We start from the raw sequence: 14,103 nt of genomic DNA, 5'->3' as shown, positions 1-14,103 counted from the left end.
GCGGTGACGCTGAAGGGCACCTACGACCAGTCCACCAGCAAATGGGCGGTGGGGGCGCTGGCCAACAACGAGAGCGCCGTGCTCACGCTGGTGTTCACCATCACCAAGCCGGGCACGCTGGTGAACGGTGTGACAGTGGTGGCCGACAACACAGACCCTGTGCCGGGCGACAACAGCAGTGAGGCCCCTATCGACGTGCCATGTGCAGCCTTTAACGTTGCTGTAACAGGTAATGCTACTGTCTGCGCCGGCGAAGAGAAAACATATACTACTCCGGTAAACCCGACAGCCTCTGCTTACAACTGGTCTCTTCCTGCTGGTTGGGAAATCCTGAGCGGAAAAGGTACAAACTCCATTACTGTGCGGGTTGGAGCGACTACCGGAGATGTAGCAGTAACTGTTGTTAACTTGTGTGGTAACAGTAAGTCCGCAAGCTTAGCTGTAACAGTAAACGACAAACTGGCTGCCCCTGCCATTACAGGAACAGCGGGTGCCTGTATCGGAGAAAGACTAACCTATACCATTCCTGCTGTAACAGGGGCTACCGGTTATACCTGGACAGTGCCTGCTACCTGGAGACTGGTAAGTGGCCAGAATACGACAAGCATTACAGTAGAAGTTGGTGCTGAGGCAGGACAGGTAACATTAGGCGTGGTAAACGGTTGCGGTACAGGTACTGCAGCTACTCTGAATGTGGCACCAGTGCTTGCTCCTACTGAGACAAACTCCATTGAGGGTAACGCCGCTGTTTGTGAGTATGGCGAAACAGTAACCTACAAGATGGCTACAATAGAAGAGGGCGTTACATACACCTGGTCTGTACCTGCTGACTGGACAATTGTGGCCGGTCAGGGTACGGGCACCATCACCGTCAATTCAACAGCAACTGCAGGAAGTATCTCCGTGGTGGCAACCAATGTATGCGGCACTGCTGAGAGGGTCTCTAAAGATATTCAGGTTACTGTGCCACTGGTTGCAGTAGGTGCCATCTCAGACAACAGCAGTGTATGCGACGGACTGACTTACTCCATCATGGCGCTGCAGGGAGCATCAAGCTACCTCTGGACAGTTCCGGAAGGCTTCACTATCACCTCAGGCCAGGGAACAATCGCTATTAAAATAAAAGCAGACAAGCCAACAGCATCTGGAGAGGTAACAGTAGCTGCGCTGAACGGCATTAACAGTGCCTGTGTGGGTGTAGTTACGAGTGCCGTGATAGATGCCTCGCTGGCCGACGGGCAGCTGAACTTCCCGAAAGCCTTCAGCCCGAACGGGGACGGTAAAAACGACACATGGACAATAGGAAACCTGGAGAAGTTCACCGAAAATGAGGTGGTCATCTTTAACCGCTGGGGCTCTGAAGTATATAAAGTAAGAAACTATCAGAACGACTGGAGTGCAAGTAAACTGGAGCAAGGTACTTACTTCTATAAGGTAAGGGTAACAGTATGTGATGGTGTTGTGAAAGAGTTCACTGGTTATACAACCCTTTTCCGATAAGCAGTGGTTATGAAATCTGAAACTTCAATGAAAATGAGAATAGTCTATTTAATGTTGGCGCTGCTGCTCACTACAGCAGCCAGCGCACAGCAGAACCCGCAGTACTCCCAGTACATCTTCAACAGTTTATCTATCAACCCGGCTTACACGGGAAGCAAGAATGTGCTGAACATGAACGCCTTCCACCGCTCGCAGTGGACAGGAATGGAGGGAGCCCCCACTACACAGTCGCTGGCTGTGGATGGCGTGGTGGCCAACGACCGACTGGGCGTCGGCGTGAACCTGACACGCGATGAGATTGGCGCACAAAGCACGCTCAGCGCCTATGCCAACATTGCCGTGAAGCTACAGCTTAGCGAAAACTCTGTTATCAGCCTTGGTGTAGCGCCTGGTGTGGTGCAGAACATGATAGATGGTACTAAGCTTGGTATCGAAAATGATGAAGCGATTCCCTCTGGCAAGGAGGTCTTTATTAAGCCGGATGTGAAAATCGGAGCTTACTTTCACACACCCCGCTTTTATGCTGGACTTTCTGCTTCTGACCTGATACAGTACAAGGACCTGAACCAGATAGAGCCTGAGCGCCACTACTACTTCACGACAGGGTATGTGTTTGATGTGAGCCCTTTTGTGAAAGTGAAGCCAAGTATCCTCATCAAAGAAGATTTTAACGCGCCGGCTAACATCGACCTGAATGGCTTTGTGCTACTGGGCGACCGTTTGTGGCTGGGCAGCTCTTACCGTACCAGCATGAACCTGATGGGCGAAGCGGAAGGTGAGGGGTTGAGCAGACCTACAGCGGTGGCGCTTATAGGAGAACTACAGGTGCTTAAGACACTCCGCCTGGGTTACTCTTACGACAAGATGCTGAACGGCCTGAGTGGCTACAACACCCATGAGGTATCGGTTGGATACTACTTCTTCAAGAAGAAGAAAGAGACGAAAATGCTCACCCCACAGTACTTTTAACTTTAAGCGCTTACACCTATGAAATATAAATACACACCCTTATGTTTAATTGTGGCGGCAATGTTCTGTTTAGGATCTGTGGCAAATGGCCAGTCGTCTCTACGCAAGGCAAACAACCATTACGAGAACTATGAGTTTGCCCTGGCACTGCAAAATTACGAAGAGGCCATCCAGAAGCGCACGCCTGATCTGGTGACAGCAAAGCGCATCGCAGACTCTTACCGCCTGACGCGCCAGACACAACAGGCAGAGAACTGGTATAGCAAAGTAGTGAAGATGACGGGCCGCGAACCAATGAACCTGTACTATTTTGCGGAGGCCCTGCGCAGCAATGGCAAGTATGCAGAAGCAAAAGAGCAGTTTATGCTGTGGGGCGAGGAGATGCCGGAAAAAGCGGAGCAGGCCCAGGATCTGATAGAGGCAACAGAAATGGCAATCAGGTGGATGAACCACCCTGCTGTGGCCAAGGTGGAGCCGTTGCAAGTGCTTAACAACGCCAACTACTCCGACTTCAGCCCGATGCAGTACGGTAACAAGGGTATCATTTTTACATCAGACAGGGGAGTAAAACCTACCGGGAATAAAAAGAAAGACCAGGCACAGGTATACGGCTGGACAGGCCGCCCTTACCTGCAGTTGTTTACTGTGGAGCAGGACGCGCAGGGCAAATGGGGTAGCCCGGTAGCACTGCAGGATGTTATTAACTCCGACTACCATAACGCAACAGCTTCTGCTGCCGAGGACGGTAAAACACTGTACTTTACCCGCACACATGTTATACAGAAAAAGTCTCACGTAAACCCGGACCCGACCAGTTGGGTTAAAGAAGCTGGCTCAGAGGAGCAGGACCACATGAACCGCCTGGAAATTTATACTGCTGAGAAGCAGGGCACGAACTGGAGCAACATTCAGCCTTTTGCCTATAACAAGGTAAAGGAATATTCAGTAGGTCACCCGGCGCTGTCACCAGACGGCAAGGTGCTCTACTTTGTCTCTGATATGCCGGGAGGTAAGGGTGATACAGATGTTTACTACTCGCTTCGTAAGGCTGACGGCAGTTGGGGCGAGCCGGTAAATGCAGGCAGTGTTATCAACACGCCGGGCCGCGAGAGCTTTCCTTATGTAGATGCCACAGGCAAACTATTCTTTTCTTCTGATGGTCATGTAGGGATGGGTGGTCTCGATATTTTTTCTGCCGAGGGCGCGCAGGGCAACTGGCGCAGGGTTAAAAACATGGGTTACCCGATTAATACGCCAAAGAACGACTATGGTATCATGTTCACAGAGCCAGGCAAAAAAGGACTGCTTTCGTCTAACCGCGATGCAGGCAATGGCACTGATGACATTTATACTTTCGATATTCTGAACAAGCCGGTGGTGCTTGCCATCACTACGCTCGAGCGCAAGCAAAACGCGCAGAAGCGCACGGTGCAGGAGCCGCTTCCGGAGACCAGGATAACAGTGGCCCAGAAGAGTATAAAAGATTCTACGGTATTTGTGACAGACGAGAAGGGTAAGTACTTCATGGACGGCCGCGTTGGGGATGATTATACTTTTATGGGCGCCAGACACGGTTACCTGAAAATGCAGAACACAGCACAAGTGCCTGCTACAGCGCCTGATACTATCGAAGTAGCTTTGCTTTTTGATAAAAATGAACTGGAGAAAGCCATTGTACTGGAAAACATCTACTACGACCTGGACAAGTCGGATATTCGAATAGATGCTGCAACAGAATTGAACAAGCTAGCTACATTGCTGGAGAACAACCCGCAGATTGACATTGAACTGAGCGCCCACACAGACAGCCGCGAGAGTCAGGACTATAACCAGGCACTTTCAGAGCGCAGGGCACAGGCTGCCGTGGATTACCTGGTATCCAAAGGCATAGATAGAAGCAGGCTGACTGCCAAAGGCTATGGAAAAACGAAGCTGGTGAATGGTTGCGGCGATGGCGTGACTTGCTCTGAGGAAGATCATCAGAAGAACCGCCGTACAGAGTTCATCATCAAGAAAAACTAATAAAAGAACTCCAGCTTATACATCAAAAAAGAGGCTGTCAGAGAAGGGCAGCCTCTTTTTGCTTAAGGAATAATGCCTGAGCGCATTTTAAACAACACGAAACTGTTGCACCCGCTTTAGTAAAAGAATGGTTCTGAAGCTTATTTGCTTTTTGCTACACGGTAAATAACGCCGTTCGCATCGTCAGCAATCAAGAGAGAGCCGTCTTTATGGTATGCTAAGCCAACAGGGCGCCCAAACTGAGATTTGCCTCCATCCACTAAGAATCCGGTCACGAAATCTTCTATCCTTTTCGGCTGGCCATTATCAAATCGCACCCGCACAACCTTGTAACCGGCAGGTTCGCTTCGGTTCCAGGAACCGTGCATGGTTGCGATAGCATCTCCCTTGTACTCCTGCGGAAACTGTGAGCCGTTGTAAAACAGGAAGTCCATGGGCGCAGCGTGCGCATCATAAGTCAGGACAGGGAATACTGTTTTCTTAGCATACTCTTCCCACGTCATACCCTGTGGCGGCTCATCTGCAAGGTTAGGCTTGCCATTCTCAAATACATAGGGCCAGCCGTAGTTCCCACCATCAACTATCTTGTTGAGTTCCTCTTTCTGTGTAGTGTCTCCTAACCAGTCGATACCATGGTCGAAGCCGTAGAGTTCTTTTGTCTGTGGGTGCCAATCAAAGCCAATGAAGTTGCGTAAGCCTTTGGCATAGACGCGGCGGCCAGAGCCATCCGGCTTCATTTGTACCAGCGTGGCATTCTCTTCATGTGTCTCCTCACAGGCGTTACAGGTACTGCCCACCTGAATATACAACATGCCATCAGGCCCAAACTCCAGGGTACGGTCTGCGTGCTGGCCCGCTTCCGGGAAACCCTTTGCTATCTCCTTTAGCTCCCCAAGGCTGCCGTCTTTGTTGATAGGCGCAGTGTAGATGGAGTTCACCGTCATCAGGTATGCTTTGCCATCGCGCAAGGCAATCCCATGCATGTCTTTTTTTGTTGCCACCACCTTCTGCTGATCGGCTTTCCCATCGTTGTTCGTGTCGCGTATCATCGTTACCGTACCTTTGTCCCGATCAGTGGCATATATGGTGCCGTCGGTGTTTACCGCCAGCATGCGGGGCTTGTTCAGGTTCTCGGCAAACTTGGTTATCGTGAAGCCAGTCGGCACTTTTAGCTGGCGCACCCGCTCGTCGGTGGCAGGTACTTTAACTGGTTTAAAGATGTGTCCCTCCATGGAGGCCGTAATAGGCTGGCCACTATTTTGTGCCGTGGCAGCCGAAAACGCAAAGGCTAACCCAATAGCCAATGCAGTGTTTGATGTTTTCATCTTTTTATTTTGTTTCTCGTGCGGTAGTAACATCCCGGAACAGGATGCCATCTTCTTAGTTTTTACTTTAACCTAAAGGGCTGCGGATTGTTACAAACTGGTGCAAAGAATACTTTTGCTGAAGGATTGCAAAATAGTGTTCCAACCTTGAGCAGCCTCTTCCGTTTTCAGATTATTACTACCCAGATTCTAATGAAGATTTTCCTACATACAAATTCTTTTTTACTGTTTCTTTTGATGGTTTTTCTGCCGCAGGCGCTGTTGGCCCAGCGGCTTGTGGGCGGCCAGGTGCTGGATGCACGGAGCGAATTGCCTTTGGAGGGAGTGACCATTACAGCCAGTACAGGAGAGCAGGCTGTAACAAATGAGTTAGGTGATTTTAGTTTGTCAGTGCCGGAGTCAGCAAGAAGGCTTGTGTTTAGCTACCTTGGGTACGAAACGCAGCGGGAAGCTATTCCGCCAGCAGGGCAGGAACTGCGCGTGCTCCTTCAACCAGGTGAAGCTAACCTGCAGGAAGTGGTAATTACGGGTTATGAAAGTAACCGGCCTTTGCTGCAAACAGCAGGCGCTGTGAGTTTAATCGACCGGGAGGTGATAGCGCGCTTCGATGAAAGTTCTATTGTAAGAGCCGTGAACACAGTGCCGGGTGTGCGGATGGAAGAGCGTGCTCCCGCCAGTTACCGCCTTTCTATCCGGGGAAGCACCCTGCGTTCTCCCTATGGCATCCGGAATGTGAAGCTATACTACGGCGGGATTCCTTTCACAGAAGCAAACGGCACAACTGCCCTGAACCTGATGGATGCGTCAAATATCGGAAGCATTGAAGTGTTGAAAGGCCCTGCAGGCAGTATTTATGGCGCCGGTACAGGAGGCACTGTTTTGCTCGAGCCACGGCGCGCAGCTATCGGAGAAAGTGCGCTGCAGGTGGGTGCTACCTTAGGTTCTTATGGCTTCAGACGCTACACAGCCATCGCTGGGTTTGGCACAGAGAAAGCTAATGTGCTGGTGCAGTATGCCAAGCAGCAGTACGACGGCTATCGCCCGCAATCAGCCATAGACCGTGATGTGCTGCTGATTACGTCTGAGTTTTATCCTTCCGAGAAACGGACGGTAGGGGCGAACATCATCTATTCTAACCTCTACTATGAGTTGCCTGGTGGCTTAACACTGGAGCAGTATGAGGAGAACCCACGGCAGGCGCGCGGCGGTATGTTTGGCAGCGTGACCCAGAATGCCTCCATGAACCAGGAAGGTATCAATGTTGGGGTGAAGCAGGAGTATCGGTTTACGGAACAGTTCAGGAACAACACAGTGCTGTACGGGCTGCACCGCTTTAGGAACCACCCTTTCAATACCGACTATGAGCGTAACGCCAGCCAGGAATTTGGTGGCCGCACCAGTTTCGCTTACGATACCAATATTGGAAGCGTAGGAGCATCCTTTACGGTGGGAGGTGAGTTTCAGCGGGGCTTTGAGGCATCCCGCACCTACGACAATAACGGCGGCACGCCCGGCAACCTCCGCTCCGATGATGAAGTGGTGGCAAAATCTGGCTTCTTGTTTGCCCAGGCAGAATTTAAACTGCCCGCCGACATCATTGCCACCGCTGCTCTAAGCCTGAACGATACGCGCTACGAAATTACCCGGCTGCAGCAGGTAGGCACCGGCGACTATATCTATAACCGAGATTTTGAGGCGGAGCTGTCTCCAAGAATAGCCTTACTGAAGCAGCTGACAGATAAAATATCCGTGCACGCCAGCGTGAGCGCTGGCTTTTCGCCGCCCACAGAAGAAGAGATTCTTACTTCTAACGGTATCCTGAACGAAGATTTGGAGGCAGAGCGGGGTACCAACTATGAAGTGGGCGTGCGTGGATTTGCCTTGGCCAATAAGCTTTCTTTTGATGTAGTTGCTTTTTATTTCCGGTTGAGTGAGACGATTGTGAGCCGGCAGGATGTGTCGAGTGTGGCTGTTTTCCGGAATGTGGGTTCTACCAATCAGAAAGGAATTGAGACTAGCATCGGCTATACTTTTATAGATGAGCCGGAGCAGGCGCTGAGCCTGTTGAAAGCCTGGACCAGTTATACCTACAGCCATTTCAAGTTTGATGAGTACCAGCGGGATGAAGATAACTTTTCCGGCAACTGGTTAACCGGCACAGCGCCACACGCGGCCACCGCAGGCCTGGACCTCAACACCAGCCTTGGGTTTTATATGAATGCTACAGGCACTTATGTGGATGAAATTCCGCTCAACGATGCAAATACAGTGTATGCCGATAGTTACCTTGTACTGGGCGCGCGGGTAGGATATAAGCGGCAGCTCGGGTACCACATTGGGCTGGAGGTTTTTGGAGGAGTGGACAACCTCACAAACGAGAAGTACAGCCTCGGGAATGACCTGAACGCCTTTGGGGGCCGCTACTTTCAGCCTGCCCCGGACCGCAACTACTACGGCGGTATTAACATCAGCTATAAATTATAGGCAGAAGCAGGCTTAGTGTGTGATGTCCGGTGTTGGAGGAAACTGCGACATGATGTTTGCGACAACTACCGGGATAAAAGAATTATCTAAGGCAGCAGGGTCAATGTCGGAGTCTACGGAGCCACGCCAGATGACTTGGTTTGTCTGTGGGTCGATGAGGTCTATTACGAGCGTGCCGATGTCAAACTTTCTGATGTCCATGTAGTTTGGCAGTCCTGCATGGCTGTAGCGATAGCGGTACCCATACCAGTAGGCGTACCCATACCCCGGAGGCAGGTTATAATCCTGGGTCACAAGTTGAGCCGTATCGACGGCAATGTCATAAGCTACCAGCAGGTCAGGTGTTTCATCTACCACCAGCTTCAGCCCTTGCTTCACCAGTTCACTGGCCACAGCTCCCTTTACCCTGTCATCTACCAGCGTGCTAAAAGCAGGGCCTGAACCGCCAGCCACAGGCGTCGGTACTTCTGCCCGGTACCAGCCAAAGGAACGGAATTTTCTGTAGTTTATCTCGGGGTCATAGTCGTAGCGAACATCTGCCAGCGGAAGGCGGGCACAGCCGCTTAAAGAAAGCAGGGTGATAAGTAGCAGGAAAAAGATGTCAAAGGGTGCGGCTTTTATCATTTCAGATTCCTCTTGTTATTCTGTATTGTAACGAGGTATGTACTTCAGCTGTTGTAATAGTGGAGGCTTCAGCGCCTCCTGCATCGAAATATACAAAATATTGAATGATTGATCTAATTAATCCTGGCGCAGTAGAAGGGCACTCAGTTCTATATGTGCTTTACCAATTTCTAGCCACAGCTATTACTTTCGTAGAGGCACAAAAAAGCCCTGCAACAAATGGCTGTTGCAGGGCTTTTTATTTTGAAAGTATGTATGGAGAAGGAGCTTATCCTACAGCTACCATCTCATTTCCATTCTCATTGTATGCTTCGATTGGCGCGCAGGAGCAAATCAGGTTACGGTCACCGTACGCGCTGTCGATGCGGCTAACTGTTGGCCATACTTTGTTGTCGCGCAGGTAAGGCATCGGGAACACAGCTTTTTCACGGCTGTATGGTCTCTCCCAATTCTCGGCCAAGGCAACTTTAAGTGTATGTGGCGCATTCTTCAGCACGTTCGCCTTCTGGTCTGCTTTGCCGTCCTCAATCTCACGGATTTCCTCACGAATGGATATCATCACGTCGCAGAACCTATCCAGTTCTTCCTGTGCCTCCGACTCTGTAGGCTCCACCATGAGCGTACCAGCAACCGGGAAGGACACGGTAGGCGCATGAAAACCATAGTCCATCAGGCGCTTCGCAATGTCCTCTACCTCCACACCTGCTTTCTTGAAGTTGCGGCAATCCAGGATCATCTCGTGTGCGCAGCGGCCTTTAGAACCTACGTACAGCACAGGGTAATGCTTTTCTAAGCGCGCCTTAATATAGTTAGCATTCAAGATGGCCACTTTGGTAGCTTCTGTCAGACCTTCGCCGCCCATCATCGCGATATAAGCATAAGATATCGGCAGGATAGAAGCAGAACCCCAGGGCGCTGCAGACACTGCGTTGATGGCCTCACTACGGCCCAGGTCTACCACTGCGTGGCCCGGCAGGAACGGCGCCAAGTCTTTTACCACACCGATAGGGCCCATGCCAGGACCACCACCACCGTGAGGAATACAGAACGTCTTATGTAAATTAAGGTGGCAAACGTCGGCACCAATGGTAGCCGGAGAAGTCAAGCCAACCTGGGCATTCATATTAGCACCGTCCATGTACACGCGTCCGCCATTGTCGTGGATGATCTGGCAGATCTCGATGATGCTCTCCTCATATACACCGTGTGTGGAAGGGTAGGTCACCATCAGGCACGAAAGCTCGTTCTTATACTGCTCTGCCTTTGCACGCAGGTCAGCCACATCAATGTTTCCTTTCTCATCGCACTTCACTATTACTACCTTCATACCAGCCATTACTGCAGAAGCAGGGTTAGTACCGTGTGCAGAAGAAGGAATAAGCGAAACAGTACGGTGGTGGTCGCCACGGGACTCATGATAAGCACGGATAACCATTAGGCCGGCATACTCACCCTGTGCACCTGAGTTAGGCTGTAAAGAAACGGCATCAAATTGTGTTACCTCACACAGCCAGGCCTCCAGGTCAGCAAATATCTGCTGGTAGCCTTTTGTCTGGTCTGCCGGGGCAAATGGGTGCAACTGTCCAATCTCTGGCCATGTTACCGGAATCATCTCTGCTGTAGCGTTCAGCTTCATGGTGCAGGAACCGAGCGGAATCATGGAGTGCACCAGCGAAATATCCTTGTTCTCGAGGTACTTCATGTAACGCGTCATCTCCAACTCTGAATGATGCTTGTTAAACACCTCGTGCTGCAGGTACTCACTCTTACGGATCAGGCTGTCAGTCCAGGTCACATCTGTTTCTGCGGGAAGTTCGTCTATGTTCAATATATCTGCAGACTTGCCAGCCACTTTCGCAAATACCGCTAACATGTCCTTCACATCCTGCAACTCTGTGTTCTGGTTAAGGGAGATGCCGATGTTCTTTCCACCGAAATAGCGGAAGTTCATGCCAGATGCTTCAGCCTCCTGACGGATGGCCTGCTGCATGTCGGCACTCTCCACTGCTACTTTCAGTGTGTCAAAATACTGCTCGTTCTGCTGCTCAAAGCCTAGGGCTTTCAGGCCTTTCTCCAACTGTTGTGTCAGGGCATAGGTGTTCAGGCCGATATACTTCAGGCGGCGCGGGCCATGGTAAACAGCATACATTCCAGCCATCACGGCCAGCAGTACCTGTGCTGTACAGATGTTAGAAGTCGCTTTCTCACGGCGGATGTGCTGCTCACGTGTCTGCAGGGCCATGCGGTAAGCCTTGTCACCTGCGGCATCCACAGAAATACCGATGATACGACCCGGAAGCACACGCTTGAAAGCGTCTTTCGTTGCAAAATAACCCGCATGCGGACCACCAAAACCCATTGGCACGCCAAAGCGCTGCGTGGTGCCTACAACGGCATCGGCACCCATCTCCCCCGGAGGTGTTAATAGGGTAAGGGAAAGTATGTCTGCCGCCACAGCTACCATGATGTCCTGTGTATGGGCGCGACTGATGAAGTCAGTATAATCAAACACAGCGCCGTCGGCAGCCGGATATTGTAAGATGGCGCCAAACAGTGTCTCGTCTTCCAGGTTCGCTTCGCGGTGGTCGCCTGTTATCAGTTCAATGCCCAGCGGTGTGGCACGCGACAGCAGTACATCTATTGTTTGCGGCAGCACCTGCTCTGACACAAAGAAGCGGGTGGCATTTTTGCGGGAGCCTTTACGCTGGGAGTAGAACATGCCCATTGCCTCGGCAGCAGCAGTGCCCTCATCCAGCAAAGAGGCGTTGGCAATCTCCATCCCGGTCAGGTCCATTACCATTGTCTGATAATTGATCAGTGCCTCCAGTCGGCCCTGGGCAATCTCGGCCTGGTAAGGCGTATAGGCGGTGTACCAGCCCGGGTTCTCCATGATGTTACGAAGAATAACAGGCGGCACTACTGTATCATTATAGCCAAGCCCTATATAGGACCTAAACACCTTGTTCTGCTTTGCTATCTGGCTGAACTTGTTCAGGAAATCTTTTTCCGAGAGAGCCTTTGGCAGGTTCAGCGGCTTTTTGAGACGAATCGCGGCCGGTACAGTCTCCTCAATCAATTGGTCCAGCGAATCTGCCCCAATGGTTTTAAGCATGTACTGCATCTGCTCCTTGTCGGGGCCGTTATGGCGCTCCTTGAATACATCTGCAGGTTTAGTTTTAAAAATCATAACGGAATATAGATTGGGAATTATGGGTTGCAAATGGTTGAAAGCAGCGGACCCCCGCTATTCTCATTATTTTCTACAAAAGTAATAGTAATTGTTTATTATATTGAAGCATCAAATCTAAATAGTTAGGGCTTTCACCTGCTATTTGTTGTTGCTTTTAAGCTATTGCCTGCGCGTGCAGTACAGCCTTTTAACTGTAACAGGTAAAAGCGCTTTTTGCTTGCTTTAATCTAACATTTTTGGTGCATCAACAATTCAAAAGGGCACATCATGAGCAAAATCAAAATCGGCATTGTAAAAGAAGGTAAGGTACCGGTAGATAAACGGGTGCCACTCACACCCAAGAAATGCGTGGAGGCGCTGGAGACTTTTCCGGAGATGGACCTTGTGGTGCAATCCAGTGATGTCCGCAGCTTTGCCGATGCTGAATATGCCGAGCTGGGAATTCCGGTGCAGCAGGACCTGAGTGACTGTGATATTCTGCTCGGAGTAAAAGAGGTGCCCATTGAATTGCTCATACCTAACAAGACCTACTTCTTCTTCTCACATACTATAAAAAAGCAGCCACACAATGCCAGGTTGCTTCGCGCTGTCCTCGACAAGAACATTACACTCATAGATTACGAAACCCTGAAAACGCCACAGGGGCAGCGGGTAGTGGCTTTCGGCCGCTATGCAGGTATAGTGGGATCGTATAACGGCATCCGGACCTATGGCAAAAAATGGAAACTGTTCGACCTGAAGCCAGCCTACCTGTGCCATGAGATGGAGGACATGCAGGAAGAGTTTTTTAAGGTAAAACTGCCGCCAATTAAGATTGCCGTAACGGGAGGAGGGAGAGTGGCCAGCGGTGCGATGGAGGTGCTGGACAAGATGGGAATACAGAAGGTGAGTGTGTTCGATTACCTGTACAAGCAATTTACAGAACCGGTTTACGCCCAACTGCACTCCGGCGACTACAACACGCGCCCGGATGTGGAAGTGTGGGACTCTCCTGACTTTTACACCAACCCACACTTATATAAGAGTACCTTCCGGAAGTTCAGCCGTGTAACTGACCTGCTGCTGGCCTGCGCCTATTGGCACCCGAATGCGCCCAAGCTGTTTACAGAGGAGGATACCCGCCAGCCGGATTTTAGGATCAATACCATCGCCGACATCACCTGCGACATCAATGGCTCAATACCTGTCACAAAGCGCTCCACTACCATACTGGATCCTGTTTTCGATTGTAACCCGGACACCGGAGAACTGGAGCCAGCTTTTAACAGACTTGAAAACATTGCCGTGATGGCAGTAGATAACCTGCCCTGCGAGTTGCCGCGTAACGCCTCCCGGGACTTCGGCCGCCACCTTATTGATAATGTGTTTCCGCACCTTTTTAACGGTGATGCAGACGGCATGCTGGAACGTGCCACTATTGCCAGAGCCGGTAAACTAACGCCGCGTTACAGTTACCTGCAGGATTACGCAGACAGTGCTGTTTCAAGCAAGGAGAAGCAGGAGTTGGCATAATGAACAGAAGCTCACAAAGCTTTATTATTTGAATGGTGTTGGATAGGCGCAAGATTAGAAGCGCAACTCATAACCTTGGCTGCACCGGAACTCCCACGGCTCTCCTGCATGTTATTCCCCAGTGCCCGGGAAGCAGGCAGTCAAAGTAAGAAAGCCCTAAAAGTTTATCAATCATCTGGAACTTTGGGCTCCCCGGCTACTGTTATTTCCCAGCGTCCGGTGTTGAAAAGCGAACCGGAGGGCATAAAGCAGCGCAGTTCAACTTAGGGGAAAAGGACACAAGGCCCGCCTCCCCGCGCTTATTCAACAGGCATCGGGCAGGCCGGAGAAGAAAAATTTTGAAAGATTTCCCCCGCAGCCTTAGGCACTTGCCCGGGAACAGGCAGGAGACAGCAGGTTTTTGTGCCGGCGCCCCTTGCAAAGAGAAAAAAGCTTCTTACCTTTGCATCCCGCTTCACAAGGAAGGGGGGAGGGGCT

At 50.8% G+C, this 14,103-nt stretch carries 8 protein-coding genes; 5 read left to right on the top strand and 3 right to left on the bottom strand.

The features are described from left to right. From ACFS7Z_RS25605 to ACFS7Z_RS25595, 3 genes are all read left to right on the top strand, one after another. On the top strand, positions 1-1,500 hold a 1,500-nt coding region (locus ACFS7Z_RS25605), incomplete at its 5' end, for a T9SS type B sorting domain-containing protein (protein WP_377491719.1). Between the two features lie 33 nt (positions 1,501-1,533). Beyond that, positions 1,534-2,469: a PorP/SprF family type IX secretion system membrane protein gene (locus ACFS7Z_RS25600; RefSeq protein WP_377491716.1), complete on the top strand. Its 936-nt coding sequence runs from the start codon at positions 1,534-1,536 to the stop codon at positions 2,467-2,469. Positions 2,470-2,487: 18 nt separating this feature from the next. Next, complete coding sequence (locus ACFS7Z_RS25595) at positions 2,488-4,491, top strand: OmpA family protein (protein ID WP_377491713.1); 2,004 nt, start codon at positions 2,488-2,490, stop codon at positions 4,489-4,491. A gap of 140 nt (positions 4,492-4,631) precedes the next feature. Here the strand turns inward: ACFS7Z_RS25595 and ACFS7Z_RS25590 are convergent, their stop codons facing one another. Continuing rightward, the gene (locus ACFS7Z_RS25590) at positions 4,632-5,816 is read right to left on the bottom strand and encodes a PQQ-dependent sugar dehydrogenase (RefSeq protein ID WP_377491710.1); all 1,185 of its coding nucleotides are present in this window, start codon (positions 5,814-5,816) and stop codon (positions 4,632-4,634) included. A 192-nt stretch (positions 5,817-6,008) separates the two neighbouring features. Between ACFS7Z_RS25590 and ACFS7Z_RS25585 the strand changes: the two genes are divergently transcribed. Continuing rightward, the gene (locus tag ACFS7Z_RS25585) at positions 6,009-8,300 is read left to right on the top strand and encodes a TonB-dependent receptor domain-containing protein (RefSeq protein ID WP_377491707.1); all 2,292 of its coding nucleotides are present in this window, start codon (positions 6,009-6,011) and stop codon (positions 8,298-8,300) included. A gap of 12 nt (positions 8,301-8,312) precedes the next feature. Here ACFS7Z_RS25585 and ACFS7Z_RS25580 read toward each other — a convergent pair whose 3' ends face one another. Then, positions 8,313-8,924: a DUF4136 domain-containing protein gene (locus ACFS7Z_RS25580; protein WP_377491704.1), complete on the bottom strand. Its 612-nt coding sequence runs from the start codon at positions 8,922-8,924 to the stop codon at positions 8,313-8,315. A 268-nt stretch (positions 8,925-9,192) separates the two neighbouring features. Further along, positions 9,193-12,111 carry an aminomethyl-transferring glycine dehydrogenase gene (gene gcvP, locus ACFS7Z_RS25575; protein WP_377491701.1) on the bottom strand — a complete coding sequence of 973 codons (2,919 nt, stop codon included), beginning with the start codon at positions 12,109-12,111 and terminating at the stop codon, positions 9,193-9,195. Positions 12,112-12,381: 270 nt separating this feature from the next. Between gcvP and ACFS7Z_RS25570 the strand changes: the two genes are divergently transcribed. Beyond that, a complete protein-coding gene (locus ACFS7Z_RS25570; protein ID WP_377491698.1) occupies positions 12,382-13,626 on the top strand; it encodes an NAD(P)-dependent oxidoreductase in 1,245 nt (414 codons plus the stop codon). The last annotated feature ends 477 nt before the right edge of the window (positions 13,627-14,103 follow it).

The sequence above is a fragment of the Pontibacter toksunensis genome (genome assembly GCF_042686245.1).
Classification (GTDB): domain Bacteria; phylum Bacteroidota; class Bacteroidia; order Cytophagales; family Hymenobacteraceae; genus Pontibacter; species Pontibacter toksunensis.
This window is presented reverse-complemented; position numbering and strand designations above follow the sequence as displayed.